At 63.4% G+C, this 25,467-nt stretch carries 22 protein-coding genes; 16 read left to right on the top strand and 6 right to left on the bottom strand.

Annotated elements, in window-relative coordinates; all coding sequences use genetic code 11:
• The first annotated feature begins 146 nt into the window (after nt 1-146).
• From AB4Z19_RS20520 to AB4Z19_RS20505, 4 genes are read left to right on the top strand one after another with little or no spacing between them, the layout of a single operon-like run.
• Nucleotides 147-947, top strand: a complete 801-nt coding sequence (locus AB4Z19_RS20520) for an ABC transporter permease (protein ID WP_442035883.1) — start codon at nt 147-149, stop codon at nt 945-947.
• Nucleotides 947-2,167 (top strand): ABC transporter ATP-binding protein, encoded by a 1,221-nt coding sequence (locus tag AB4Z19_RS20515; protein ID WP_442025131.1) that lies wholly within the window; start codon nt 947-949, stop codon nt 2,165-2,167. Before AB4Z19_RS20520 ends, AB4Z19_RS20515 begins: the two co-directional genes overlap by 1 nt.
• The gene (locus tag AB4Z19_RS20510) at nt 2,164-3,504 is read left to right on the top strand and encodes a class I SAM-dependent methyltransferase (protein WP_442025129.1); all 1,341 of its coding nucleotides are present in this window, start codon (nt 2,164-2,166) and stop codon (nt 3,502-3,504) included. The genes AB4Z19_RS20515 and AB4Z19_RS20510 overlap by 4 nt, the downstream gene beginning before the upstream one ends.
• Nucleotides 3,488-7,270, top strand: a complete 3,783-nt coding sequence (locus AB4Z19_RS20505; RefSeq protein WP_442035882.1) for a glycosyltransferase — start codon at nt 3,488-3,490, stop codon at nt 7,268-7,270. The genes AB4Z19_RS20510 and AB4Z19_RS20505 overlap by 17 nt, the downstream gene beginning before the upstream one ends.
• Nucleotides 7,271-7,302: 32 nt before the next feature.
• Here the strand turns inward: AB4Z19_RS20505 and AB4Z19_RS20500 are convergent, their stop codons facing one another.
• The gene (locus AB4Z19_RS20500; protein WP_442035881.1) at nt 7,303-8,736 is read right to left on the bottom strand and encodes a DEAD/DEAH box helicase; all 1,434 of its coding nucleotides are present in this window, start codon (nt 8,734-8,736) and stop codon (nt 7,303-7,305) included.
• Between the two features lie 135 nt (nt 8,737-8,871).
• On the opposite strand from AB4Z19_RS20500, the gene AB4Z19_RS20495 reads away from it, so the two are divergent.
• The 4 genes from AB4Z19_RS20495 (at nt 8,872) to AB4Z19_RS20480 (ending at nt 14,097) form a co-directional block, all read left to right on the top strand.
• Nucleotides 8,872-11,949, top strand: a complete 3,078-nt coding sequence (locus tag AB4Z19_RS20495) for a two-component regulator propeller domain-containing protein (protein ID WP_442035880.1) — start codon at nt 8,872-8,874, stop codon at nt 11,947-11,949.
• Between the two features lie 211 nt (nt 11,950-12,160).
• Entirely contained in the window at nt 12,161-12,340 is a 180-nt protein-coding gene (locus tag AB4Z19_RS20490; protein WP_442035879.1) for an oxidoreductase-like domain-containing protein, read from the top strand.
• 48 nt (nt 12,341-12,388) lie between these two features.
• Nucleotides 12,389-13,717 carry an NRAMP family divalent metal transporter gene (locus AB4Z19_RS20485; protein WP_442035878.1) on the top strand — a complete coding sequence of 443 codons (1,329 nt, stop codon included), beginning with the start codon at nt 12,389-12,391 and terminating at the stop codon, nt 13,715-13,717.
• A 29-nt stretch (nt 13,718-13,746) separates the two neighbouring features.
• Nucleotides 13,747-14,097: a hypothetical protein gene (locus AB4Z19_RS20480; RefSeq protein ID WP_442026549.1), complete on the top strand. Its 351-nt coding sequence runs from the start codon at nt 13,747-13,749 to the stop codon at nt 14,095-14,097.
• Here the strand turns inward: AB4Z19_RS20480 and AB4Z19_RS20475 are convergent.
• The 3 genes from AB4Z19_RS20475 to AB4Z19_RS20465 all read right to left on the bottom strand — a co-directional run bounded on the left by AB4Z19_RS20475 (nt 14,054) and on the right by AB4Z19_RS20465 (nt 16,815).
• Nucleotides 14,054-14,878 (bottom strand): alpha/beta hydrolase, encoded by an 825-nt coding sequence (locus AB4Z19_RS20475; protein ID WP_442026550.1) that lies wholly within the window; start codon nt 14,876-14,878, stop codon nt 14,054-14,056. The two genes, AB4Z19_RS20480 and AB4Z19_RS20475, sit on opposite strands and share 44 nt — an antisense overlap.
• The gene (gene lpxO, locus AB4Z19_RS20470) at nt 14,878-15,777 is read right to left on the bottom strand and encodes a lipid A hydroxylase LpxO (protein ID WP_442026551.1); all 900 of its coding nucleotides are present in this window, start codon (nt 15,775-15,777) and stop codon (nt 14,878-14,880) included. Before lpxO ends, AB4Z19_RS20475 begins: the two co-directional genes overlap by 1 nt.
• Nucleotides 15,778-15,858: 81 nt before the next feature.
• Nucleotides 15,859-16,815, bottom strand: coding sequence for an alpha/beta fold hydrolase (locus AB4Z19_RS20465; protein ID WP_442026552.1), 957 nt, complete (start codon nt 16,813-16,815; stop codon nt 15,859-15,861).
• Between the two features lie 131 nt (nt 16,816-16,946).
• Between AB4Z19_RS20465 and AB4Z19_RS20460 the strand changes: the two genes are divergently transcribed.
• The 7 genes from AB4Z19_RS20460 (at nt 16,947) to AB4Z19_RS20430 (ending at nt 23,357) form a co-directional block, all read left to right on the top strand.
• Entirely contained in the window at nt 16,947-17,777 is an 831-nt protein-coding gene (locus AB4Z19_RS20460) for a helix-turn-helix domain-containing protein (protein ID WP_442026553.1), read from the top strand.
• 74 nt (nt 17,778-17,851) lie between these two features.
• On the top strand, nt 17,852-19,117 hold the full coding sequence (locus AB4Z19_RS20455; RefSeq protein ID WP_442035877.1) for an EAL and HDOD domain-containing protein: 1,266 nt from the start codon (nt 17,852-17,854) through the stop codon (nt 19,115-19,117).
• A gap of 69 nt (nt 19,118-19,186) precedes the next feature.
• Entirely contained in the window at nt 19,187-20,155 is a 969-nt protein-coding gene (locus AB4Z19_RS20450) for a catalase family peroxidase (protein ID WP_442035876.1), read from the top strand.
• A gap of 9 nt (nt 20,156-20,164) precedes the next feature.
• Nucleotides 20,165-20,737, top strand: coding sequence for a sigma-70 family RNA polymerase sigma factor (locus AB4Z19_RS20445; protein WP_442026556.1), 573 nt, complete (start codon nt 20,165-20,167; stop codon nt 20,735-20,737).
• Nucleotides 20,738-20,742: 5 nt separating this feature from the next.
• Nucleotides 20,743-20,949: a hypothetical protein gene (locus AB4Z19_RS20440; RefSeq protein WP_442026557.1), complete on the top strand. Its 207-nt coding sequence runs from the start codon at nt 20,743-20,745 to the stop codon at nt 20,947-20,949.
• Nucleotides 20,949-22,211 (top strand): GMC family oxidoreductase N-terminal domain-containing protein, encoded by a 1,263-nt coding sequence (locus AB4Z19_RS20435; protein ID WP_442026558.1) that lies wholly within the window; start codon nt 20,949-20,951, stop codon nt 22,209-22,211. The genes AB4Z19_RS20440 and AB4Z19_RS20435 overlap by 1 nt, the downstream gene beginning before the upstream one ends.
• A 39-nt stretch (nt 22,212-22,250) precedes the next feature.
• Nucleotides 22,251-23,357, top strand: a complete 1,107-nt coding sequence (locus tag AB4Z19_RS20430) for an alpha/beta fold hydrolase (RefSeq protein WP_442026559.1) — start codon at nt 22,251-22,253, stop codon at nt 23,355-23,357.
• On the opposite strand, the gene AB4Z19_RS20425 is transcribed toward AB4Z19_RS20430, so the two are convergent.
• Complete coding sequence (locus tag AB4Z19_RS20425) at nt 23,358-23,807, bottom strand: winged helix-turn-helix transcriptional regulator (protein WP_442026560.1); 450 nt, start codon at nt 23,805-23,807, stop codon at nt 23,358-23,360.
• Between the two features lie 75 nt (nt 23,808-23,882).
• On the opposite strand from AB4Z19_RS20425, the gene AB4Z19_RS20420 reads away from it, so the two are divergent.
• Nucleotides 23,883-25,040, top strand: coding sequence for an MFS transporter (locus AB4Z19_RS20420; RefSeq protein ID WP_442026561.1), 1,158 nt, complete (start codon nt 23,883-23,885; stop codon nt 25,038-25,040).
• On the opposite strand, the gene AB4Z19_RS20415 is transcribed toward AB4Z19_RS20420, so the two are convergent.
• The gene (locus AB4Z19_RS20415) at nt 25,027-25,461 is read right to left on the bottom strand and encodes a DUF6196 family protein (RefSeq protein ID WP_442026562.1); all 435 of its coding nucleotides are present in this window, start codon (nt 25,459-25,461) and stop codon (nt 25,027-25,029) included. The genes AB4Z19_RS20420 and AB4Z19_RS20415 overlap by 14 nt on opposite strands.
• Nucleotides 25,462-25,467: the final 6 nt, after the last annotated feature.

Below are 25,467 nucleotides of genomic sequence, written 5' to 3'. Positions count from 1 at the left end.
CGCCGATGCTGCGCCAGTCTTACTTTTGGACACAAATTTGGGACCTTTTGAGGAAGGGTCAAATAGTTGCTGATGCTATAATTCCGCCTTTTGTCAGCACCTAAGTTTATGATCCAGCCGACCACGACCACCACACCGGGGGCCTCATGATTTCCCGCTCCATGATGGGTGGGATCTGGCGCTACCGTGGTTTCATCGGTGGCAGCGTCAAGCGCGAATTCCAGGCCAAATACCGCAACTCCCTACTCGGCGCCGCCTGGACCATCCTCAACCCGCTGGCCATGATCGTGGTCTACACCGTGGTCTTCTCGCAGGTCATGCACAACCGCCTGCAAGGCATGGATTCCGCCTTTGCCTACAGCATCTACCTGTGCGCCGGCGTGCTGACCTGGGGCCTGTTTGCCGAAATCACCGGCCGCAGCCAGGGTGTCTTCCTGGAAAACGCCAATCTGCTGAAGAAGCTGCAGTTCCCGCGGATTTGTCTGCCTATCATTGTGGTGCTGAATGCCCTGGTCAATTTCGGCATCATCTTCGGCCTGTTCACCGTCTTCCTGCTGGTTTCCGGCACCTTCCCCGGCTGGAGCTTCCTGGCCGTGTTCCCCGTGCTGGCAATCCAGATCCTGTTTGCGATCGGTCTCGGCATGATTCTCGGCGTGCTGAATGTGTTCTTCCGCGACGTGGGCCAGTTCTTCACTATCCTTCTACAGTTCTGGTTCTGGTTCACGCCCATCGTCTACCCCGTCACCACGCTGCCGGAAGCAGTGCGCGAGCTGCTGGTGTGGAATCCAATGGCGGCCGTGGTCGCGGCTTATCAGGACATCCTGGTGCGCGGCACGCTCCCGCACTGGCATACCCTGATCCCAGTTACCGTACTGGCGCTGCTGTTCTGCGCACTTGGCCTGCAACTGTTCCGCAAACGCGCGGGCGAAATGGTGGATGAACTGTAATGGGCAGCATTATCGTTAAAGGCCTGGGCAAGGCCTACAAGCAGTACCACAACCAATGGGGCCGCCTGGCCGAATGGGTTCTGCCGGGCAAGCGTGCACACCACAACCTGAAGTGGGTACTGCAGGACATCAATTTCCAGCTCGCCCCCGGCGAAGCGGTTGGCATTATCGGCATCAACGGTGCGGGCAAGAGCACCCTCCTTAAGATGATCACCGGCACCGCCCAGCCGACCACCGGCAGCGTGAACATCACCGGCCGCGTAGCCGCCCTGCTGGAGCTGGGCATGGGCTTCCATCCCGATTTCACGGGGCGCCAGAATGCCTACATGGCGGGGCAGCTGATCGGCTTGACCGTGGATGAAATCACGACCATGATGCCGCAGATCGAAGCCTTCGCGGAAATCGGCGATTACATCGACCAGCCGGTGCGCGTGTACTCCTCCGGCATGCAGATGCGCCTGGCCTTCAGCGTGGCAACCGTAGTGCGTCCGGACGTGCTGATCGTGGACGAAGCGCTATCCGTGGGCGATGCCTATTTCCAGCACAAGAGCTTCCAGCGCATCCGCGAATACCGCCAGCAAGGCACCACGCTGCTCATCGTCAGCCACGACCGCGCGGCGATGCAATCCATCTGCGACCGCGCCATCCTGCTTGATAGCGGACGCCTGGCCAAGCAAGGCTCGCCGGAAGAAGTGATGGACTACTACAACGCCCTGATTGCCGAACGGGAAAACTCTACCGTGCAGCAGACCGTGACGGAGGAAGGCCGCGTGCAGACCAGCTCCGGCACCGGCGAGGCGAGCGTCACGGCCATCACGATCGAGAACGAAGAGGGTGAAGCACAGGAAGTGTTGAATGTTGGCGTGCCCGTCACGCTGCGCGTCAAGGTACGCATCAACAAAGCCGTTCCACGCCTGGTGCTGGGCTATATGATCAAGGACCGCCTGGGCCAGCCGATCTACGGCACCAACACCCATCACATGGACAAGGCGCTAAGTGCCCTGCAGCCTGGCGAAGAAATCGAATACCGCTTCCGTTTTCCGCTCAATCTGGGCGCAGGCAGCTATTCCATCACGACTGCGCTGACCAGCAACGAAACCCATCTGGCCGACAACTACGAATGGCGCGATTTGGCCGCGCTATTCATCGTCATGAACATGAACCGGCGCGAGTTCGTGGGCAGCAGCTGGCTGGAACCTCAAGTGGAGATTGCAAGATGAGCCCCCCCTTCTATCGCGCTTTTGAGGACCGCTACCGCGGCGCGCGCGACACCATTAAGGAGCGCCTGCGCGCTTACACGCCTTTCCTGGAGGCCCTGCTGGCGCAAGACGCCAAACCTTCAGCGTTGGACCTGGGCTGCGGCCGCGGCGAGTGGCTTGAACTCCTGGGCGAAGAAGGCTTCAGCGCTCGCGGCATCGACCTCGATGAAGGAATGCTGGCCGCCTGCCACGAACGTGGCCTGAACGCAGAGCGCATGGATGCACTGGCCGCCCTGCGCGCCGTGCCTGCCGGCAGCCTGTCCATGGTGTCGTCCTTCCATTTGGTGGAGCACCTGCCTTTCGACCTGGTGCGCGAACTGATTGCAGAGGCCCTGCGTGCCCTGGCGCCGGGCGGCCTGCTGATCATGGAAACGCCAAACCCGGAAAACCTGACCGTCGGCGCGACCAGCTTCTACATGGACCCGACTCACCTGCATCCGTTGCCGCCAAATCTGCTGGCCTTCGCTGCGGAGCATGCGGGATTTGCGCGCGCCAAAATCGTGCGTCTGCAGGAAGATCCGCGTCTGCATGAAGATGTGCGCCTGGTTCTGATGAACGTACTGGAAGGCGTGAGCCAGGACTACGCCATCGTTGCGCAAAAGAGCGCCGCGCCGGAAGCGCTGGCCTCCTTCGACGCAGCCTTCAACAAAGAATTCGGTATTGGCCTCGGTATCCTGGCGCATCGCTACGAAGAGCAAGGTGCGACACGCCACGCGGAGATCCATCACGCGCTGGGACGCTTGACGCGTGAAGCCGGCCAGACCGGCGAGCAGCTCGGCCAGCTGCGCCAGCGCGCCGACGGCCAGGATCATCGTGCCGCCGCCATCGAACACCGCGCGGACGCGCTTGAACACGGCGCCGGTGTGCTTGAACAGCGCATCGCCGCCGCCGAGCAGCGTGCGGATATGTATGCGCAACAGGTGATTGCGCTGATGAACAGCAGCTCCTGGCGCATCACCGTGCCCTGGCGCTACGTAGGCGGTGTCATGCACCGCCTGAATGCAGCGCGCCGTGAGGGTCGCATTCTGCGCGCGGTGAAGAATCGCGCTCGCCGCGGCCTGCACCGCCTGGGCGGCTACGTGCTGGGCAATCGCCGCCTGAAAGCCATCGCGCTCTATCTGCTGCGCTTTACGCCGGGCCTGCGCACCCGCCTGTTCAATCTTATGCTGTCCCACAATGCCGCACCGTCGCAGCCCCTGCTGACCGAAGGCGGCTCCGGACTGTCACCACGCGCCAGCCGTGTGCTGCGCGAACTGCAAGCGCTACAAGCAAGGAAACAAGATGCGCATCGTCATTGATCTGCAAGGAACCCAATCGGAAAGCCGCTTCCGCGGCATCGGACGCTATTCGCTGGCACTGGCACTGGGCGTGGCCCGCAACGCCGGAGAGCATGAAATCTGGCTGGTGATGAACGGCGGTCTGCCTGCCGCGATCGAAGACCTGCGCGCCCAGTTCGCGGGCCTGGTGCCGCAGGAACGCATCCGCGTATTTGACATCCTGCAGCCATGCGCCGAGCGCGCCGAAGAGAACAGCCCGCGCGCGCGCGCAGGCGAACTGCTGCGCGAACATTTCATCGAACAATTACGGCCGGACGCCGTGCTGGTCACCAGCCTGTTTGAAGGCTATGTGGACGACTCTGTGGTATCGGTCGGCTGTTTAACTGGCGCCGCGCACACCGCGGTCGTGCTGTATGACCTAATTCCCTTCCTGAATCCGGAAGGCTATCTTGGCCACCCGACCCAGCGCGCCTACTACGAGCGCAAGATTGCATCGCTGCGCCGTGCCGGCCTGCTGCTGGCCATTTCCGACTACTCGCGCCAGGAAGCCATCGACGCGCTGAAGCTGGAGCCGGAAGACGTGGTGGCGATTTCCACTGCGGTGGACGACACCTTCCAGCCGGGTGAGCCGGATGCCGCCCAACTGGCTGCGCTGCGCAAACGTTTCGGCATCGAGCGCGAACTGGTGATGTATGCGCCCGGCGGCTTCGACACTCGCAAGAATATCGATGGCCTGATCACCGCCTTCAGCCTGCTGCCCGCACACCTGCGTGCACGCCACCAACTGCTGGTGGCCAGCAAAATGTCGGACAGTGAACGCATCAAGATGGAAACGCATGCGCGCTCTTGCGGCGTGACCGCCAATGAACTGATCTTCACCGGCTACGTCACCGATGAAGAACTGATTACGCTGTACCGCAGCACCGCCCTGTTCGTGTTCCCATCCAAGCACGAAGGCTTCGGCCTGCCAGCTCTGGAAGCCATGGCCTGCGGCGCCGTGGTGATCGGCTCCGACGCCACCAGCGTACCGGAAGTGATCGGCACGCCTGACGCCCTGTTCGACCCGCTGCAACCGTCCGCCATCGCCGCCAAGATCACGCAAATACTGGAAGACGAAGCACTGCAGCAGCGCCTGCGCGCCCACGGCCGAATGCAGCGCGAGAAATTCAGCTGGGATCGTTCGGCACGCAAAGCCATCGCCGCATTGGAGACTCACCATGCGCGTACGCTGGCGCAGCGGCAGGCGCAAGACGCCGCCTTGCGCGCCGCTGGCGCCATCCCGGCCGGCACGCCCAAGCGCCGCGTGGCCTTCATCTCGCCAATGCTGCCGGAACGCACCGGCGTCGCCGACTATTCGACCCGCCTGTTGCCGACGCTGCTGCCGTGGTTCGACATCGACATCGTGGTGCAACAGCCGGAAGTGAGCCTGCCGCCGGAGCTGCAGCACCTGCCGGTGCGCGATACCGCCTGGCTACGCGAGCACGCGCACGAAGTGGACCACATCGTCTACCAGATGGGCAACAGCCCCTTCCACAGCTATATGCTGGACCTGCTGCGTGACCATCCGGGCGTCGTGGTGCTGCACGACTTCTACCTGAGCGGCATGATTTCCTTCGAGCAGATGACCAACCGCTCGCCCGACGTGTGGACGCGCGCCCTGCTACATTCGCATGGCTACGCAGCGGTGCGCGACAGCGTGGGGCCGGATGGCTACGAACTGGGACGCAAACTCTATCCCTCGAATCTGGAAGTGCTGCGCGATGCCTCGCATGTGATCGTGCACTCGGACTTTGCACGCACCCTGGCGCAGCGCTGCTACGGTCCGGAAGCCGCACGCGACTGGAGCTACGCCCAGCTGCCGCGCGCTGTACCGGCCGAGCATGACCGCACCGCAGCGCGCTCCATCCTCGGTATCGGACAAGATGATTTCGTGGTTGCCAATTTCGGCTTTGTGGCGCCGACCAAGCGCTGCCTGGAACTGCTGAAGGCCTGGCTGGCTTCGTCGCTGCATGGCGACCGCCAATGCCACCTGGTGTTTGTCGGGGAAAACCACGGCGGCGACTATGGCGCGGAACTGACTTCCATCATCAAGGCGGCCGGCAGTGGCCGCATCAAGATCACCGGCTGGACTTCGGATGAAGACTACTTGCGCTACCTGCAGGCAGTCGACGTCGGTGTCCAGCTCCGCACCGATTCGCGCGGCGAAACCTCGGGCACAGTATTGGACTGCATGATCTACCGCCTGCCGACCGTCATCAACGCCAACGGCTCCATGGGCGAATTTCCGCATGACGCGGTATGGATGCTGCCGGACAGCTTCAACCAGGAGCAACTGGTGGAAGCACTCGACACCCTGCGCCACAATACGGAGCGCCGCGAGGCACTGGCCGCCGCCGGTTTTGCGCTCATGGGCACCCGCAACAGCCCTGAGCGCTGCGGCTGGCTGTACAAGCAAGCGCTGGACCGCGATCTGGCTGCACGTCCAGGCGGTCGCCGCGCCCTGCTGCAAGCGCTGCTGGACGTGCCGGGTCTGCCGCAGGACGAAGCCACGCTGGAACAGCTGGCACGCTGCGCCGCGCGCGCGCCGGACCCGCTGCAGCAGCGCCAGTTGCTGGTGGACGTGACCAATATCGCGCGCCACGATCTGAAGACCGGCATCGAGCGCGTGGTGCGTCATCAGTTGCTGGAACTGCTGCAGCTACCGCACACCAGTGGCTGGCGCGCGGAAGCAGTATATCTGAGCGAAGATGGCGGCGTGCCGCATTACCGCTATGCGCGCCGCTACGTCACCGAGCTGCTAGGCATCAGCAATGTGCTGCAAGGCGAGGACCCACCGCTGGATCTGCAAGCGGGCGACGCTTACTTCAATGCCGACCATACGCCGGTGAAGGTGATGGCCGCTGCGAAGGCCGGCGTCTATGCAGCATGGCGCGCGCGCGGCGTGTCGGTCAACTTCCTGGTGCATGATCTGCTACCCGTGTTGCGTCCCGAATTCTTCCCGTCCAATACCGACATCACGCACGGCGCCTGGCTGCGCTGCATCGCTGCGGAAGCGGACCGCCTGGTCTGCATTTCCAAGGCCGTCGCCGACGAACTGGATGGCTGGCTGCACGAGCAACAAGCCCCGCGCCGCGCGGGCCAGAAGCTCGAAGTGCTGCACCACGGCGCGGACATCGGCGGCCCGGTGCCGGAGGCGGTGCAGGATACCGAGCTGCTGAAGCAGATCGCGGCTCGCCCCAGCTTCCTGATGGTTGGCACCATCGAACCACGCAAAGGTCATTTACAGACGCTGGATGCCTTCGAAAAGCTGTGGGTCGAGGGGGTGGATGTGCAACTGGTCATCGTCGGCAACGAAGGCTGGAAACCACTGCCCGAACATGAGCGCCGCACCATTCCGCACATTGTGCAGCGCCTGTCCCAGCACCCTGAGCGCGGCCATCGCCTGCTCTGGCTGACTGGCATCGACGACTCCACGCTACAGCAGATTTACCTGGCCAGCGCCTGCCTGCTGTCGCCAAGCGAAGGCGAAGGCTTTGGCTTGCCGCTGATCGAAGCGGCGCGCTACGGCATTCCGTTGCTGGTGCGCGACATTCCAGTATTCCGCGAAGTGGCGGGCGAGCGGGCCGCCTATTTCAGCGGCATGACAGGTGGGGATCTGGCGCTGGCCGTGCGCGAATGGCTGGCGGCGCACGCCGAAGGCAACCATCCGCAATCAGAAGGTATGCCGTGGCAGACCTGGCGCGATAATGTGCTGGAGCTGCTGGATCAGCTGCAGCAAACGAGCTAAGAAAAACGCCGGCTGCAGCCGGCGTTTTTTCATCAGGACTTCGGAAGTCCACCCAGCAGGGCTGCGACCACCTTCTTCGGTTTGATCGCGGGCGATGCCGCTGTCGCAGCAGTCGTTGCGGCCTTGCTGCTGCTTGGCTCGTACGGCTTGAGGAACCAAGGGTCGACCTTTTCGCGGCGCGGCGCCGGCGATGCCGAACGTGGGGCGCTGCGGTCGGCATCGGTGCGGTTGCGGCGGCGGTCGCCGTGACGCTCATCGCCACGGAAAGATGCCGGCGCAAAGCCTTCCAGATCGCCGCGCTTGATGGTTTGCTTGATCAGCTTTTCGATATCGGCCAGCAGGCGCTCGTCCTTGTCCGAATAGATCGAGATGGCGTCGCCCGACGCGCCGGCACGGCCGGTACGGCCAATGCGGTGCACATAGTCTTCCGCGTTGTACGGCAGATCGTAATTGACCACGCAAGGCAGGTCCGAGATATCCAGGCCGCGGGCGGCCACGTCGGTCGCCACCAGCACATCGATCTCGCCCTTCTTGAAGGCTTCCAGCGCGGCCATGCGTTCCTGCTGCGACTTGTCGCCGTGGATGGCGGTGGCCTTCATGCCTTCCTGTTCCAGACCGCGGGCCAGGCGCGAAGCGCCGATCTTGGTGTTGGAGAACACGATCACCTGTTTCAGCTCGCGCTGGCGCAGGATGTGGGCGACGGCCTCGCGCTTGTGCTCTTCCGACACCTTGTACACCACCTGGGTCACCTTGTCGGCAGTCGCATTGCTGCGCGCGACTTCGATCGACACCGGCTTGTTCAGGAAGCTGGAGGCCAGCTTCTTGATTTCAGGCGAGAAGGTGGCCGAGAACATCAGGTTCTGGCGCGCCTTCGGCAGCATATTGATGATGCGCTGCAGATCGGGCAGGAAGCCCATGTCCAGCATGCGGTCCGCCTCGTCCATCACCAGCATCTGCACCTGGGCCAGGGAGATATTCTTCTGCTCCACGTGGTCCAGCAGGCGGCCAGGGGTGGCGATCACGATTTCCACGCCGCGGCGCAGGATCTCGGTCTGCGGCTTCATGTCCATGCCGCCGAAGACGACGGTGGAGCGCAGCGGCGTGTGCTTGGAGTATGCGGCCACGTTCTCGGCCACCTGCACGGCCAGTTCGCGGGTCGGCGTCAGCACCAGAGCGCGCACCGGGTGGCGTGCCGGGCTCATCGAGCTGTTCGCGGACGGCAGCAGATTCTGGATGATGGGCAGCGAGAAGCTGGCAGTTTTGCCGGTACCGGTCTGGGCAGCGCCCATGACGTCGCGGCCCTGCAACACAATCGGGATGGCCTGGGCCTGGATCGGCGTCGGATGGGTATAGCCCTGGTCGGTCAGCGCGCGCAGAATGTCCTGCGACAGGCCGAAGTCGCTGAAACGCACCTGCGCGGGCGCTTCGGCCGCAGGTTCGACGGAGTTGATCTCAGTGTCAGACATAAAATCTTTTTCAAAATGCAGAACGGCCGGAATCCCGGCCAACCACGGATGATACCTGTTTCGGCACGACAGCGCACGGAAACAGCGTGTTTTGGAGAGAAACTATTGCAGAAATGGAATGTATAATGTAACAGTATGTATCGTTCATGCCATCCATCCACTCCCCTGTCCCGCCTGTTCGCCCTGCTGCTTTTGCTGCTGGCGGTGACCGGCGCATGCCTGGCCGCCCCGCCCTCGCTACGCTTCAAAAAACTGGGGCCACTGGGTAATGACGAGCCTTCAATGTTGTCCCTGCTGCAAGACCGGCAAGGCTTCATCTGGATTGGCACGCATACCAACGGCTTATATCGCTACGACGGCTACCGCGCGATCCGCTACGTCAGCCGCACCGGACAGCCGGGCACGCTGCCGCATGACCGCGTCTCGGCCCTGTTCGAAGACCGCGCGGGCCGCATCTGGGCAGGCACGCAGGAAGGTCTGGCCCGCTTCAACCCAGCGACCGGCAACTTCACGGTATTCGCGCCCACGGGCTGGCCGACCAATGTCCGCGTCATCAAAAACATCATTTCTGACGGCCGCGATGGCATGTGGGTCGGCACCTGGGGCGGCCTGCAGCATTTCGACCCGGCCAGCGGCCAATTCACGCTCTACGTGCACGACGCCAATAAGCCTGGCAGCCTGGCCAGCAACGACCTGAATGCGCTGGAGCGCGACAACGAAGGCGGCGTGTGGACCGGCACCTGGCCCGGCGGCATCGACTATCTGGCGCCGGGCGCCAGCGAGTTCGTGCACTACCGCACTGGCCCAGATAACGATCCCACGGCCCGCAGCAATATCGTGCGCGCCCTGCAATTCGACCGGCAAGGCCGGCTGTGGATCGGCACCGAAGCAGGCGTGCTGCGCTGGGACCGCAAACAGCCATGGGAGAAGCGCCAGCATATCGCCTCGCCCAACAGCCGCGTGACCGGCTTCTTTATCGACCAGTCCGGCACATTGTGGGCCACAACCCTGACCGCCGGCCTGCTGCGCTGGGACGAAGCGGAAAACCGTTTCGACCAGTTCGTGCACCAGGCGGACGATCCCTATTCCCTCCCCGGCGACAATCTGCGCGCCATGATGCAGGACCGCGGCGGCAATCTGTGGCTGGCCTCGTTCACCGACGGCATCTCTCTGGTCAATCTGAACAGCAGCGGTTTCGCGCGCGCCGTGCCATACCGCATCGACGGCAAAGTCGCGCCGGCCAGCAATGCCCTGCTCAGCCTGGCGACCAGCCCGGATGGCAAACTCTGGTTGGGCGGCAATCTCGGCCTCGGCCTGTACGATCCCGCGACGGGACAAGTGCAGCGGCGCTATATCGGCGACGGCAAGCCTGGTGCACTCAGTCACAGCATCATCTACAGCCTGTACCAGGGCAGCAGCGGACCGCTGTGGGTCGGCACGTCCAGCGGACTGAACCGCCTGGATAAGCCGGACGGCAGCTTCAGCGTGACCCACTTCGGCAACACGGCCAGCGACTTCATCAACACCATCGCGCCAGGCAAGGATGGCGTGCTGTGGCTGGGCACGGGCAACAGCCTGATCCGCTTCGACATCGCCAGCGGCAAATTCAAGCTTTACCAGAACGATCCGAAAGACCCGGGCAGCCGCGCAGTCAACGGCACCACCGCCGTGCTGGAAGACCGCAAAGGCCGCCTGTGGGCGGGCTCGGAGTGGAATGGCGGCGGGCTGGACATGCTCGACCCCGCTACCGGCAAATTCCGCCACATCCGCGCGGAAGGCGGCGGCGCGGGCCATCTGCCGGACGACAACGTCACCAGCCTGTACGAAGACGCAGCGGGCCGCCTCTGGGTCGGCACCGCGCGCGGACTGGCGCAACTGCTTGAAGCGGCCGACGGCAGCATCAGCTTCCGCTCGCTGGCGGCGGCCACCAACAATCTGAAGACGCTGTCCATCGAGAGCGATGGCGAAGGGCGGCTGTGGGTCAGCACCATCGCGGGCCTGTTCCGCATCGATCCGGCGGACGGCAGCGCTGCCCTGTTCACGCCGTCCGACGGCCTGACGGACGGCTTTGCCGCCAATTCCTCCACCGCTGCGGGCGGGCTGCTGTACTTCGGCGGCGTGCACGGCATGACCACGGTCGATCCCAAGGCCGTGAAGCGCACTTCGGTCGCGCCGCAAGTGGCGATCACCGACATCAAGCTGATCAACCATTCCTTCACCGAAGGCCCGCTGCCGGAAGGCGTCAAGTTGGAAGGCTCGCCGACCGCACCGACTGCGCTGACGCTGTCGCCGCAAGTGCCGACGTTCTCGATTGAATTCTCCGCCCTGCACTACACCGAACCGCTGCTCAACCGCTACGCTTACCAGCTGGAAGGCTTCGACCGCGAATGGGTGGAAACCGATGCCGAGCACCGCGTGGCGACCTACACCAATCTGAATCCGGGACATTATGTGTTCCGGGTGAAGGCGTCGAACCACCGCGGCACCTGGAATCAGGATGCGGCCACGCTGCGCATCACGATCACGCCGCCGTTCTGGCAGACCTGGTGGTTCCGCATTTCCGCCTCGGCGGCCGTGCTGGGCTTGCTGTGGGCGCTGTACCACTGGCGCATTCGCCGTTTGACGCGGCAGCAGGCCGAGCTGGAAAAGCTGGTGGCGGCGCGGACGGTGGAACTGGAGGAGTCCAACCGCAAACTGGCGGCGCTAAGCACGACGGACGGGCTGACGGGCGTCTCCAACCGCCGCGGTTTCGACCTGGCATTGGAAACCGAATGGCGCCGCGCCTCGCGCACCGGGCAGGCGGTTGCGCTGTCGATGCTGGACGTGGACTACTTCAAGAAATACAACGACCACTACGGCCACCAGGCGGGCGACGCCACCTTGCGCGCCGTCGCCCAGCTGATCACTTCGCACGGCCGGCGCAGCTCGGATCTGGTGGCGCGTTACGGGGGCGAAGAATTCGCCTTGCTGTCGGCAGCTACCGATGCCTCGGACGCGTTCGGCGTGGCCCAGGCAATCTGCTCGGAACTGGAACGGCTGATCATGCCGCATGACGCCTCCCCGTTCGGCCACGTGACGATCAGCATTGGCGTTGCCGTGCTTGTGCCATTGGAAGACAGCAGCCCCGACAAGCTCGTCGAAATGGCCGACCAGGCCCTCTACCGCGCCAAACAACGCGGCCGCAACCAGGCCCTGCTCGCCGTCCCCGAGTAAAATTTACACCATGGGGTCAGATCCGACATTCGTACACGAGCTTAACCGTAGCAGGGGGAATGGATACTCCATGCCTTCTGCCGGGTCAGGTCCCGCATTCATACGCGGGCTGATCCCATTCAATGGCCGAGATCGTGTACGAATGTCGGATCTGACCCCAAGGTTGACCGACGCAGCGCCTCCTGCTGCGTGCAGTTGGAATTGTGTACGAATGTCGGATCTGACCCCAGGGTTGGGGCCGCGGCCGGTGGCGCCGACGCCGCCGGGGCCGGATGATTGCTGCCATAGCGGCTGTACCTGGTGCGTCATGGATCTGTACCAGGAGGAGCTCGAACGCTACCAGAAGGAGCTTGCAGAATGGGAAGCGCGCCAGCAGGCCGAAAAGCGCTAAGTTCGTCAGCGAACGGACGACACTCAGCCGCCGGCCTAGCATCGGCCCATGGAACAGCACAGCTCTCTGCAATCACCACCGTCCGTCGCCAACGACAAGCCCACCGCGCCTGCCGAGAAAAGCTGGCTGTCCAAGCTCGGCCCCGGCCTGATCACCGGCGCGGCGGACGATGACCCCAGCGGCATCGCGACCTATTCCCAAACCGGCGCGCAGTTCGGATTCAACCTGATGTGGATGACCCTCCTCACCTACCCGCTCATGGTCGGTATCCAGGAAGTCAGTGCGCGAATTGGACGTGTCAGCGGCCGCGGACTCGCCAGCAATATCAAGCGCCACTATCCCCCCTGGCTGCTGTACGCGATGGTCGTGCTGCTGCTGATCGCGAATACCGTCAACATCGCCGCCGATGTCGCAGCAATGGGCGATGCGCTGCACCTGATCATCGGCGGCAAGCCGCAGCTGCTGGCACTGGGCTTCGGCGTGCTGTCGATTCTGCTGCAAGTCTTCATTCCCTACACGCGCTATGTGCATGTGCTGAAGTGGCTGACCATCGCGCTGATGGCCTACGTCGCGACCGTGCTGGCCGTCCATGTGCCCTGGCTGACGGTGCTGAAGCACACCGTCGTGCCAACCATCGAATGGAAGCCGGCCTACCTGACCACCATGGTGGCGCTGTTCGGCACCACCATCAGTCCCTATCTGTTCTTTTGGCAGGCCTCGCAGGAAGTCGAGGAAATCCGCGCCGACCCCGACGCCGAGCCTTTGCGCAAGGCGCCGGAACAGGTAGGCCGGGAGCTGCGGCGCATCCGCATGGATACCACCATCGGCATGGCGGTCTCCAACATCGTCGCCTGGTTCATCATGCTGACCACCGCGGTGACCCTGCACGCGCACGGACTGCTCGAGATCCAGTCGTCCGCGCAGGCGGCATCCGCGCTGAAGCCAATTGCCGGCAACCTGGCCTTTGCCCTGTTCAGCCTCGGCATCATCGGCACCGGACTGCTGGCCATTCCCGTGCTCGCCGGATCTGCCGCCTATGCGATGGCGGGTGCGTTCAACTGGCGCAACAGCCTGGAATTGCAGCCGTCCGCCGCGCGCAAGTTCTACGGTATCATCGCCGCCGCGACGATGGGCGGTGTGCTGATCGGATTCCTGCCGGTCGATCCGATGAAGGCGCTGTACTGGAGCGCTGTCATCAACGGCGTCATCGCCGTGCCGATCATGGTGGTGACGATGCTGCTGTCCACCCGCAAGGGTGTGATGGGTGATGTCGGCATCTCGCGCCCCATTCATGTGCTGGGCTGGGCCTGCACAGCGGTGATGGCGCTGGCGGTGGTCGCGATGTTCGCCACAATGGCACACGGTGGGGTAAGCTAGCGGTTCGTACAACACTGGCCGATTTCACCATGATCAAACGTCGTTCCCTGCTTGCCCTGGCCGGACTGACGGCCGCAGTCCTGTCCCTGCCCGCTTTCGCCGATGCGCCGCCCGATGTGCCGCCGCGCGAGTTCCCGCGCCACACCAAACGCGGGAAGATAACGCCCGGTTATCACCCGGAGATTTATATCGACGGCAAGCTACGCCGCCTGTCGCCTTCCAGCCGCATCTTCAATGAGGAAAACCTGATCCAGATGCTCGGCACCATCCGCGGCGAAGATATCGTCGTCAATTACACGGAAGACCGCGACGGCGATATCGACCGCGTCTGGATTCTCACTCGCGAGGAGGCGAGCCAGCAGTTACCGTCAATGCGTTGAGGAAGTCTTGCACCTGCTGGGTGTAGGTGGCATCCGCACCCAGTTCCAGATTGATTTCGCGATGGCTCATGTCCTTGCGCAGCACGCTGGCATGCACGCCATTGCTGGACAGTTTGTGCAGATAGGCGTCGGCCTGGCTGCACGAATCATCGCGGCGCGTGGAGCACACCAGCAGGATCGGCTTGGCGCCCGGCTGCAGATTCCAATACGGCGACACGGTTCGCCAGAACACGGCATCGCGCCCGAAGGCTTCGTCATACAGGCGCAGGTGGCGATGACCCATGATGTCCACCACATCAAGCGCGCCGCTATCGAGCGATACCGTACCCAGCCAGGGCGTGGCGTTCGGCGCGAGCAACGGATTCGCATTCAGCAGCGCCACCAGATGCGCACCGGCCGAATGTCCCATCAATATAAAACGCTTGCGGTCGGCGCCCCATGACGCGGCCTTGTCCTGCGCGGCCGCCAGCGCCTGCGCCACATCGCGTGCCTGCTGCAGCGGATCGGCATCCGGCAGCATGCGGTAGTCCACCGACACGAACACATAACCGCGTCCCGTGAAATATGGCGCCTTGTTCGACACCACGGCCGATTCGCTCTTGCTGCCGATGCGCCAGCCGCCGCCGTGAACCATGAAGATCACGGGCGCGTGTTCGGGATGTGCGGGGAGATAAACGTCGAAACGCTGGCGCCGGTCGGCGCCGTAGGGAAGGTCGTGCAGCACTTCCGCATTGGCTTGCGCTGCGAGCGTCAAAACCAGTGCGGAAGCGAGATACTTCATCAGATGTAGTAGATCAGCGCAGCCACGCCGATGATCAGGCCAAACTTGGTGGCTTTGTACACGTTCTTGTTCCAGGCCTTGAAGGCGCGGCGGTATTTGCCGGCATAGAAGGACACGCGGAACAGCTTGGACACCATGCCCACCTGGTCGCCGGTTTCGTTCGGCGAAGCAGCGGCAGTCATCATGGTCTTGCCGAGGAAGCGGTTGATCGCCTGCGCCCAGCGGAAGCGCATCGGACGCTCCACGTCGCAGAACAGGATGATGCGGTCGCTCTCGCTGCCGTTGATCGCCCAGTGGATATAGGTTTCGTCGAACATGACGCCTTCGCCGTCACGCCAGCTGTGGCGGATGCCGTCCACGTCGATGAAGCAGCGGTCATCGTTCGGCGTGGCCAGGCCCAGGTGATAGCGCAGCGAACCGGCGAAAGGATCGCGGTGCGGATTCAGTTTGCCGCCCGGCGGCAGTTCGGCGAACATGGCAGCCTTCACGGACGGAATGGACTGCAGCAGCGCATAGGTTTGCGGGCACAGTTCCGCCGCGGACGGGTGGCTGGCGTTGTACCACTTCAGGTAGAAGCGCTTCCAGCCAGCCTTGAAGAAGGAGTTGAAGCCGGCGTCGTCATTCTTTTCGGATGCCTTGATCTTCTGCAGGCGAATCAAGTTCTCCGCTTCGGTGCGGATGACTTGCCAGTTCTGCTGCAGCGGTTCCAGTTCCTTGAAGTCCTTCACCTCCAGATACGGCGTGGACGGCACACGGGAGAACCAGTGCATGAAGATATTGATCGGCGCCATGAACGACGAGTGGTCGAACAACTGGCGTCCGATCGGCAGGCGCACCTTACCGCGGAAGTGGATGTGCAAAACGGACAAGATATAAAAACCGATAACAGCCCATTTCATTGCGCTACACCTATCAGAGATCCAAACCGGACATTTTAACCCAGTCCGAACCGCTGAGCTGTTACCGGGCAATTTTGACCGTCAGACGCCCCACAGGCCGCGCGCTTCCTCTGCAATGACGTCCGGACGCTCTTCGGGCCAGAACAATTTGCTGCCTTCCAGCCGGCGCACGCCGCGCGAGTTGCCGAAGGCGTGTTCCAGGTAGTCGGCGCCTTGCGGTAGGAAAATGCGGTCGGCCATGCCCCACACCACGCGCACCGGCACGCGGCTGGCTTTCAGTTTCGGGCTGATGCCGGCCAGGGCATTCTGTTCCAGCGCGATGGCGTAGCCGTTGGTCAGGACTTTGCGCTGCGGGCCGACCAGGGGCCGCAGATAGGCTTCCAGCGTGTCGTCGGTGGGATTGGTCGGATCGGCGTAGCACATGCCGCCGAAGCCATCCGGCGTGCGGGCCGAGTTTTTGTCGGCCAGCCAGGGCAGGAACCACTCGTCGGTGAACTTGCCGGCCTTGGCCAGCGAGATTACAGGCGCCATGGCCGGCGGCGGGCAGTCGATTTCGGTGTCGCAGTTGGTCAGCAGCAGGCTGCGCACGCGCTGCGGATAGGTCACCAGGAATAGCTGGGCGATGGCGCCGCCGCTGTCGTTGGCAATCAGGTCCACTTTGTCCACGCCCAGTTTGTCCAGCAGCTCCGCCAGCATCGCAGCTTGGGCGGCGGGGGCCAGGCTCTGGCCCGGCGCGACTTCGGTGTGGCCCAGACCGAGGAAATCGGGCGCCACGCAGCGGCGATATGCGGCCAGGCGTTCAACCGCGCCGCGCCACTGGTAGCTGTTCAGCGGGAAGCCATGCAGGAACAGGGCCACGGGTCCGCTGCCCTTTTCCACCACGGCGATATTGCCGGCGCTGGTGCGCACGAAGCGCTGCGATGCGCGCCAGGCGGCCGAAGTAGTGGCGTCCGCTGCGCCGGCTGCTGCGACTGAGGTGGCGCCTGCGGTAGCGCACAGGGTGATGGCGGCGTACTTCAGAAAGTCTCGGCGTTGCATGGCATTCTCCTTGGTTGAAAGTGCTGCCATCTTCGTGCGCCGCGCGTCCAGCCGCAATGACGCGGCAGGTCATGCTTTGATAACCTCCGAGGTCATGGCCGCGCCGCGCGAAAGCAGGCTAATATCGCTGCATGAACGCTAACCTCCGCCCCCAGCCTTCCACTCCCGTCGCCCACGTCGGCGTGCTGCTGCGCGAATGGCGCGCGGCGCGCCGTCTCAGCCAGCTCGATCTGGCGCTGGACGCCGGCGTCTCCGCCCGCCATCTGAGCTACATCGAAACGGGTAAATCCCAACCCAGCCGCGAGATGCTGGCCCGCCTGGCCGATACGCTGGATATGTCCCTGCGCGAACGCAATGCGCTGCTGGTGGCGGCGGGCTATGCGCCGCGCTACACGGAATCCTCCCTGGCCACGCCGGAAATGGCGCAGGTGCGGCGCGCGATCGAGCTGCTGTTGAAGCAGCAGGAGCCGTACCCCGCCTTCCTGATCAATCGCCACTGGGATGTGCTGGCGGTGAACGAGGGCGCCATCCGCATGAACCGCTACATCCTGGATGGCCGCGAGAGTCCGCACACCAATATGCTGCACAATATCTTCGACCCCAGCGATCTGCGCGCCCACCTGGCGAACTGGGAGGAGATTGCGGGCGACCTGCTGGGGCATTTGCACAATCTGGTGGCCTCGTCCCCCGGCGACGAGAAAGCGCGCAAGCTGCTGGATGACGTGCTGTCCTATCCCGGCGTGCCGGCCCGCTGGCGCCAGCGCGACCTGGCCAGCGCGCCCACGCCCCTGCTGACCACCGTGTTCCGCAAAGATGGTCGTGAACTGAGCTTTTTCTCCACCATCACTACCTTCGGCACCCCCCGCGATGTGACGCTGGATGAGCTCCATATTGAGTCATGTTTTCCAGTAGATGAAGAAACGATGAGTTTTTGCCATCAGTTACGCGAAAAAGGCGGTTGATTGTTACAATTTGTGAATGTTTTAATTAAGAAATAAATATATATTCACGGAAATAAGTCGCCTAAGGAAGGCTCATGTCCGTCGAATTGCAGTGCGAAGCCGAGGCCACGCAGGCCCTCAGCAAGGATTTTTATCTCGCTCGCCAACCTATCCTGGATCGCCAGCAGCAGCTGGTGGCCTATGAATTGCTGTTCCGCCGGGGCGACGTCAAGGCGGCCGATGTGAGCGAAGACCTGCATGCGACAGCGTCCGTGATTGCCCATCTGGCGGAGCTAGGCCTGGAACAGGTGGTCGGCACGTCGCGCGCCTTCATCAATATCGATGCGGCCGCGCTGGAAAGCGGCATCCTGCAATTCCTCCCGCAAGACAAAGTGATGTTCGAGCTGCTGGAATCGGTGCAAGCCACGCCGCAGCTGCTCGCAAGCGTACGCGCAATGCGCGCGCAAGGCTTTTCGTTTGCGCTGGACGATGTGGTGTCTGCCGATGACACGGTGGCGGCCCTGCTGCCGCTGGCCAGCCTGATCAAGATCGATATCCTCGGCATGCCTGAAGCTACGCTGCGCGCGCTTACGCAGCAACTGCGCAAGCCGGGCATGCAGCTGCTGGCGGAGAAGGTTGAGACGAAAGCCGAGTTCGAGCTATGCAAGGAGCTGGGCTTCGATTACTTCCAGGGCTATTACTTCGCCAAGCCTTCCATCATGAGCGGCAAAAAGCTGATGCCCTCCGAGCTGGGGCTGATCGAAATCCTGGGTCTGATCGAACAGGATGAAGAGAACAGCCGCATCGAAGGCGCCATCAAGCGCGACGCGGCCCTCAGCATCAATCTGCTGCGGCTGGTGAACACGCCCGCGTCGGGCAGCACGCGCCGCATCGATACGCTCAGCCAGGCTTTGCTCCTGCTGGGACAGAAGCAGCTGCGGCGCTGGCTACAGATCCTGCTCTACACGCGCGGCGAGGATACCGCTTTCGGTTCGCCGCTGCTGCAACTGGCGACGACCCGTGCGCGCCTGCTGGAGCTGATGGCGGAGCGCCGCCATGCGGGCCAGCGCGGTGCGGCGCAATCGGCTTTCACGGTCGGTATCCTGTCGCTGATGGACACGCTGTTCCGCGTGCCGATGCCGGAACTGCTGGAGCAATTCCATCTGGCCGACGACGTGCGCGCCGCCCTGCTGCATCGCCAGGGGCCATACGGCGACATGCTGGCCATGGCGGAAGCCATCGAGCACGCGAAGCCGCTGCCGGACGAATCGCAGGCCCGCCTGGGCCTGGATGCGGACGATCTGTACGAGCTTCTGCCCATGGCTTTCGAGTGGTCCAACCAGATCGCGCAGTCGGCATAAGAAATAGCTGTAACAACGCGCCGCCTGCGGCGACTTAATGGCAGATCCCAACCTTTTCAGGAGACTGCCATGTTGAACCAGCTTGCCATTTCTGCCACGCTCGCCCTGTCGGCCGCCACCACAGCGCAAGCCGCCCAGCCTTCGCCATCCGACCTGGTTGACGCCTTGAACAACACCTTCGGCAAGCACGCGCACAAGCGCGCTTCGCATGCCAAAGGATTCTGCGCCGTGGGCGAATTTACGCCGGACGCCAAAGCCGCTTCGTTCGCCGACAGCCCGCTGTTCCGCCAGAAGAACGCCAACGTGCAGCTGCGCTTTTCCATCGGCGGCGGCAATCCCGGCGTGTCGGACAAAAGCCGCAGCGTGCGCGGCATCGCGATGCGTATCAGCGGTGGCGGCGAAACCTATGATCTGCTGCTGATTTCCGAACCGGCCTTCTTTGCCGCCACACCGGAATCGTTTGTGAGCTTCCTGCAGGCGCGCGTTCCCGATCCTGCCACCAAAAAACCTGATCCAGCGAAGGTCGCCGCACATAACGAGGCTCACCCGGACGGCAAGATCCAGCCCGCCCTGCTGGCGGCGCATGCCGCGCCGCAGTCGTATGCCACCACGCCCTACTTCTCCAATAATGCCTTCGTCTTTACCGGCAGCGACAGAAAGCAGCAGCATGCGCGCATCGTGGTACAGCCGGAAGCCGGCACGCATTACCTGAGCGAGGAGCAGGAGAAATCCTTGCCCGACCAGTTCCTGCACGACGAGCTGGCGCAGCGCCTGGGCAGCGGCAAGCTGCGCTTCGCCATTGAGGCCCAGTTGCCTGCTGCAGGCGACTCCCTGGTCGATCCCAGCCAGGTATGGCAAGGTGCCAGCCGTGTTACGCTTGGCACGCTGACCGTCACGGCGCTGGCGGAAGAAGGCAGCTGCGACGGCATCGTCTTCATGCCTGTCACGCTCCCGGCCAGCATTGCGCCCAGCGACGATCCGATCCTGCAATCGCGCGCCGCGGCCTATGCCGTATCGCTGGCGCGCCGCAGCCAATAAGGAGAACCGATGAACAGTGAGCAGATCGCGGCATGGGATGAACTAGCCCGCGAGCGGGCCTTCCTCTTGCGGCTGGCGCGCCTGCAGCTGGGCGGCTCCAGCGAGGCGGAAGACGCCGTGCAGGAAACCCTGCTCGGCGCGCTCAAAGGCTGGGATGGCTTCGCGCGCCGTTCCAGCGTGCGCAGTTGGCTCACCGGCATCCTGCGCTTCAAGATCATCGACGTGATCAGGCAGCGCCGTATGGAGCCGCTGGAACATGCTGTGGCAGTGGACGAAGCAGACTTCAGCATCGATGCGCTATTCGATGCGCAGGACGCCTGGCATCCGGACGTATTCGTGGACGCGCAATGCCCCGCCACCCAGCTCGCCCAGCAGCAGTTGCTGGACATCGTGGAGCTGTGCATGCGCCGCCTGCCCGAATCCACTTCGCGCGTGTTCCTGATGCGAGAATATCTGGGCCTGGACCTGGCGGAGATTGAAGCGCAGTGCTCGCTCAGTAGCGGCAATCTGCGCGTTTTGCTGTACCGTGCCAGAATGCGCCTGCGCGAATGCACCGTGCGCGCCTGGGGCGAACCGGAGTGACCGATATGGAAAAGGGTGACGATGATCTGACTTGCCGCGAGACGACCGTGCTCGTTTGCGGCGCGCGCGATGAAGCGCTGACGGCGGAGCAGACGGCCAGCCTGCAGAAGCATCTGCAAGGCTGCGACTACTGCCGCGTAGCCTCGCGCCAGTTCGCAGACCTGTTCGCGCAGATGGACCAACTGTTCGCGCACGACGCGCCCACTCCCTGATGCGCTACGACGCCATCATCGTTGGCAGCGGGCCTGGCGGGGCCAGCGTGGCGCGCGAAGCGTCGCGCCGCGGCTTGCGGGTGCTGGTGCTGGAACGAGGCAGTTCCGCGCCGATCACCGGCACGCTGACGCAGATGGCGTCCATGGCAGCGGTTCCCGGCAAGGGCGCCTTCCTCCACCGCGATGCATCGCTGCTGGTGCGCGGGCTTACCGCCGGAGGCAGATCCACGCTGAACTTCGCCACGGCGTCCACGCCACCGCTGGCGCGCTTTGCAGTGCTGGGCATCGATCTTGGTCCTGCTCTGGCCGAATGGCGCGCCGAGCTGCCGATGTCGCCGCTGCCGGATGAACTTATCGGCCCGCTGGCGTCGCGCATCATGCAGGGCGCCCGCACCGCAGGTCTGCCCTGGCAAAAGCTGGACAAGATGATTCGTCCGCAGATCTGCCGCACCGGTTGCTGGCGTTGCGTCTACGGTTGTCCCTTCGGCGCCAAGTGGACTGCACGTGATCTGCTGGACGAAGCGCTGCGCCACGGCGCCCAGTTGCGCGATGAAGCGCGCGCCACGCGCGTGCTGGTTGAGAATGGCCGTACGGTTGGGGTCGAATTCGTCCGCGGCGGTACGCTGCATGAAGCCCATGCGGACGTTGTCGTGCTGGCAGGCGGCGGCATCGGCAGTCCGCGCCTGCTGCACGACTCCGGACTCGGTCCGCGCAGCATGCCCTTCTTCAGCGATCCCGTGGTCGCAGTGATGGGCAGCGTTGACGATATCGATGGCGGTGCTGAAGTGCCGATGGCCGCAGGCATGGCCATGCCGGAGCAAGGGCTGTCCTTCTCCGACCTTACCCTGCCCAAGCCGATGTACCAGGCCTTTGCCATACAGGTGGGGCGCCTCGACCGGCTGCTTGCACATGGCCGCACGCTGAGCATCATGGTCAAGATCCGCGATGAAACCAGCGGCCGTACCGGCCCACGCTGGGCCGATAAGACTTTGCAGCCATCCGACAAACGCAAATTCACCGAGGGCATCGTCATCGCCCGCCGCGTGCTTGATGCCGCCGGCGCGCGGCACGTATTCAAAAGCTGGCATTTCGCCGCCCATCCCGGCGGCACGATTCCCATCGGCGCCGGCGTTGATGCCAATTTGCAGACACCCACGCCCGGACTGTATGTCTGCGATGCTTCCGTTCTTCCTGCTCCATGGGGGCTGCCGCCGACGCTGACATTGCTCTGCCTCGGCAAGCGCCTCGGTCAAATGCTCTGATACACTTTGGCGCTTTGACGGACCACTAGGAAGGAACACATGAAGAAAGCATGGCTTTACGTGCTCGCCCTATCCCTGGCGAGTGTTGGCGCGCAGGCAGCCGAAAAGTGCAGCGAGTCACCCTCCTGCAAAGCGGCGCGCGCAGTGGTGCAGGACCTGGACAAGATCGTTACCCCGAACGGCGTGCAGGAAACCTACAAGACCCCGATCGGCGGCATTGACCAATGGATGAATGTGCGCGGCCAGGACCGTTCCAACCCGCTGATCCTGTTCGTGCACGGCGGCCCTGCATCGCCTGCGATGGCGACCATGTGGCAGTTCCAGCGCCCGATCGAGGAATACTTTACCGTCGCGCAGTGGGACCAGCGCGGCGCAGGCAAGACCTTCCGCGAAGTGAATCCCGATTCGATCAGCGACACCATCCACATCCCGCGTTACGTCGATGACGCCATCGAAGTTGCCGAGCATCTGCGCAAGAAGTACAAGAAGGATAAGGTGATCTTGCTGGGCCATAGCTGGGGCACCATCGTCGCCATGCAGGCCGCGCTGAAGCGTCCAGATTTGTTTTACGCCTACGTCGGCATTGGCCAGGTGATCAGCCCCCCCGAAAATGAGCGCATCAGCTTCGACTATGCGCTGAAGCAGGCCAAGGCCAATAACAACGAAGAAGCGCTGAAGGATCTGGAATCCATCGCGCCCTACCCTGGCGATCAGCCGATCACGCGCGAGCGCATCGTGAAAGCGCGCAAGTGGCCACAGTATTACGGCGGCATGACTGCCTATCGCAACTCGTCGCCCTATTTTTTCGATGGCCCGATGCTGTCGCCGGAATACAGCGAGGAAGATGCAGATGCCATCGACCAGGGCAGCCTGTTCACGCTGGGCCGCGTGCTGCCGGAGTTCGTGACCGTGGATATGAGCAAGGTCCGCAAATTCCCGATCCCGGTGGTGATGTTCCTTGGCCGCCACGACTACACCACGCCGGCGCAGCCCACCGCGGACTGGATGAAACAGGTGAAGGCGCCTTACAAGCAGGTGGTGTGGTTCGAGAATTCGGCCCACATGATGCCGTGGGAAGAGCCGGGCAAAACGCTGGTCAGCCTGCTGACTTACGTTCGTCCGCTGGCGCAAGCCCGCCGCAAATAATCAGGCCTCGACTTTCTTGACCCAGGTTTCGCCGGGACGGACCACATGGCCGTCCCGCGCCAGCGGCAGCATGCGCTGCAAAGGCTTGCCGCTGGCGTGTTCGATCAGCATGGAGTGCCGCTCGCCGCGCGCGAACAGATGCTCTTCTCCCCACTGCCGCAAGCTCACCAGCACCGGAAATAGCGACACCCCCCGCGCCGTCAGCCGGTACTCTTCGTAAGCACTTCCGTCCGACGCAGGAACCAGCTCCAGGATTTCCTGCTCCACCAGCCCGTGCAGGCGGTCCGCCAGGATATTTCTCGCAATGCCGAGATTGCGCTGGAATTCGCCGAAGCGGCTGCTGCCGTCGAAGGCGTCCCGCAAAATCATCAAGGTCCAGGCATCACCCAGCACGCTCAGCGCACGCGCTACTGGACAGGTGCTGTCCATCAGTTCTTCCCGCTTGCCCATGCATCCTCCGTAAACAAGTTGCATTTTAAAACTACATGACCTATGCTTCAACTGGTTTTTATTTGAAACCAGATTATGAACCCTACTCTCACCTTCATTTTTGCGGCGGTGGCTGGCGTGTGCGTGGCGAATGTCTATTACGCCCAGCCCCTGCTGGATATTCTGGCCAGCGAATTTCGGCTTCCTACCGCAGCGGCGGGCGGCGTTGTGACGGCAACGCAGCTGGGCAGTGTCCTGGCGCTGGTGTTTCTGCTCCCGCTGGGCGATATCTGGGACAAGCGCCGCCTGCTGCTGGTGCAACTGGGCGCGTTGGCTGTCGCGTGCGTCGCCATGGCCTCAGCGCAGGCGCTGGGCTGGCTGCTGTTCGCCGCTGCGCTGGTTGGTATGCTGGGCACCGCGATGACGCAAGGCCTGATCGCCTGCGCGGCCTCGCTGGCTAACGACACAAATCGCGGCAGCATAGTCGGCACCGTGCAGGGCGGCGTACTGCTTGGCTTGCTGCTGTCGCGCACTGTGTCCGGCCTGCTCGGAGAGTATTGGGGATGGCGCTCGGTGTATGCGACATCCGCTGTGCTGGCATTGGGGCTTCTGGCGCTGATGCGGCGGTGGCTGCCCACGCAGGCGCTGCCGCCTGGCAGGCCATCCTACCCGGCGCTGCTGGCCTCCCTGCCGCGCCTGATCCTGCGCGACCGCGTGCTGCAGCAGCGTGGTCTGCTCGCCATGCTGCTGTTTGCCGTGCTGAATGTGCTGTGGAGTGCACTGGCTCTGGCGCTAAGCGCGCCACCGTATGACCTGTCGCGCAGTGCGATCGGCATGTTCGGGCTGGCGGGTGCTGCCGGCGCATTGGGAGCGGTGAATGCCGGCCGTCTGGCCGATCGTGGCTATGCGCAGGCAGTGAGCGGTGGCGCCCTGTTGCTGCTGATCGCAAGCTGGGCGCCGCTTAACCAGGCCGATGGACGGCTGTGGCCAATTTTGCTGGGAATTGTGGTGCTCGATCTGGGTGCGCAGGCGCTGCACGTCAGTAATCAGAGCCTGATCTTCCGCCGGGGCAGCGAGGCGCATGCGCGGCTGGTCGCCTGCTACATGCTGTTTTACGCGACAGGCAGCGGACTGGGAGCGATCTCCGCCACCGCCGCATTTGCAGCGGGCGGCTGGACTGCGGTGTGTGCTCTGGGCGCAGCGCTCAGCATCGGTGCGCTGCTGTTCTGGATCGCCACCATCAAACGGCGCTAGAACGCAGCAGCTCCAGTTCCGCCAGGACTTGTTTGGCGACGCCGATCGGCGCACCCCAGTAATCGAAAATTCCGCCGCGCAGCGAGTTCTGGCCGCACACGACCATGACACCGCTGCCGGTTTTCGCCTTCAGATGCGAGGCCAGCCAGCCGACGAAGCCGGAGTTGTCCATCCCATGCGGGAAGTGGAAGCTGAACAGGACGAACTGCTCCTGTTCCGGCGCCCATGCGGGCACCAGAGCGCTCCACACATCCTCATCCCGCACAAAGGCTAGCGCGTCCGGAATCAGCTCCGCCGGAAAATGCGCTGCCGACGCTTCGACAAATGCATGCGGCTTATCATAGACCACCAACTGCGCCTCACGCATCACGCGCAGAAGACGCTCCTGCGTTTGCTGTGGCGTCTCCTGGCTGACGTACATGACGTA

It is taken from the genome of Pseudoduganella sp. RAF19, from assembly GCF_052114165.1.
In the GTDB taxonomy this organism is placed as follows: domain Bacteria; phylum Pseudomonadota; class Gammaproteobacteria; order Burkholderiales; family Burkholderiaceae_D; genus Rugamonas.
The sequence above is the reverse complement of the archived record's forward strand: the minus strand, read 5'-3'. Positions and strand labels throughout refer to the sequence as shown.

Coding starts and splice junctions, on each gene's coding strand:
- AB4Z19_RS20500 (WP_442035881.1), bottom strand. CDS start 8,736: ATGTCTGACACTGAGATCAACTCCGTCGAACCTGCGGCCGAAGCGCCC.
- AB4Z19_RS20505 (WP_442035882.1), top strand. CDS start 3,488: ATGCGCATCGTCATTGATCTGCAAGGAACCCAATCGGAAAGCCGCTTC.
- AB4Z19_RS20465 (WP_442026552.1), bottom strand. CDS start 16,815: ATGCAACGCCGAGACTTTCTGAAGTACGCCGCCATCACCCTGTGCGCT.
- AB4Z19_RS20475 (WP_442026550.1), bottom strand. CDS start 14,878: ATGAAGTATCTCGCTTCCGCACTGGTTTTGACGCTCGCAGCGCAAGCC.
- AB4Z19_RS20450 (WP_442035876.1), top strand. CDS start 19,187: ATGTTGAACCAGCTTGCCATTTCTGCCACGCTCGCCCTGTCGGCCGCC.
- AB4Z19_RS20520 (WP_442035883.1), top strand. CDS start 147: ATGATTTCCCGCTCCATGATGGGTGGGATCTGGCGCTACCGTGGTTTC.
- AB4Z19_RS20510 (WP_442025129.1), top strand. CDS start 2,164: ATGAGCCCCCCCTTCTATCGCGCTTTTGAGGACCGCTACCGCGGCGCG.
- AB4Z19_RS20440 (WP_442026557.1), top strand. CDS start 20,743: ATGGAAAAGGGTGACGATGATCTGACTTGCCGCGAGACGACCGTGCTC.
- AB4Z19_RS20490 (WP_442035879.1), top strand. CDS start 12,161: ATGTCGGATCTGACCCCAGGGTTGGGGCCGCGGCCGGTGGCGCCGACG.
- lpxO (WP_442026551.1), bottom strand. CDS start 15,777: ATGAAATGGGCTGTTATCGGTTTTTATATCTTGTCCGTTTTGCACATC.
- AB4Z19_RS20460 (WP_442026553.1), top strand. CDS start 16,947: ATGAACGCTAACCTCCGCCCCCAGCCTTCCACTCCCGTCGCCCACGTC.
- AB4Z19_RS20430 (WP_442026559.1), top strand. CDS start 22,251: ATGAAGAAAGCATGGCTTTACGTGCTCGCCCTATCCCTGGCGAGTGTT.
- AB4Z19_RS20455 (WP_442035877.1), top strand. CDS start 17,852: ATGTCCGTCGAATTGCAGTGCGAAGCCGAGGCCACGCAGGCCCTCAGC.
- AB4Z19_RS20435 (WP_442026558.1), top strand. CDS start 20,949: ATGCGCTACGACGCCATCATCGTTGGCAGCGGGCCTGGCGGGGCCAGC.
- AB4Z19_RS20485 (WP_442035878.1), top strand. CDS start 12,389: ATGGAACAGCACAGCTCTCTGCAATCACCACCGTCCGTCGCCAACGAC.
- AB4Z19_RS20420 (WP_442026561.1), top strand. CDS start 23,883: ATGAACCCTACTCTCACCTTCATTTTTGCGGCGGTGGCTGGCGTGTGC.
- AB4Z19_RS20425 (WP_442026560.1), bottom strand. CDS start 23,807: ATGGGCAAGCGGGAAGAACTGATGGACAGCACCTGTCCAGTAGCGCGT.
- AB4Z19_RS20445 (WP_442026556.1), top strand. CDS start 20,165: ATGAACAGTGAGCAGATCGCGGCATGGGATGAACTAGCCCGCGAGCGG.
- AB4Z19_RS20480 (WP_442026549.1), top strand. CDS start 13,747: ATGATCAAACGTCGTTCCCTGCTTGCCCTGGCCGGACTGACGGCCGCA.
- AB4Z19_RS20415 (WP_442026562.1), bottom strand. CDS start 25,461: ATGTACGTCAGCCAGGAGACGCCACAGCAAACGCAGGAGCGTCTTCTG.
- AB4Z19_RS20495 (WP_442035880.1), top strand. CDS start 8,872: ATGTATCGTTCATGCCATCCATCCACTCCCCTGTCCCGCCTGTTCGCC.
- AB4Z19_RS20515 (WP_442025131.1), top strand. CDS start 947: ATGGGCAGCATTATCGTTAAAGGCCTGGGCAAGGCCTACAAGCAGTAC.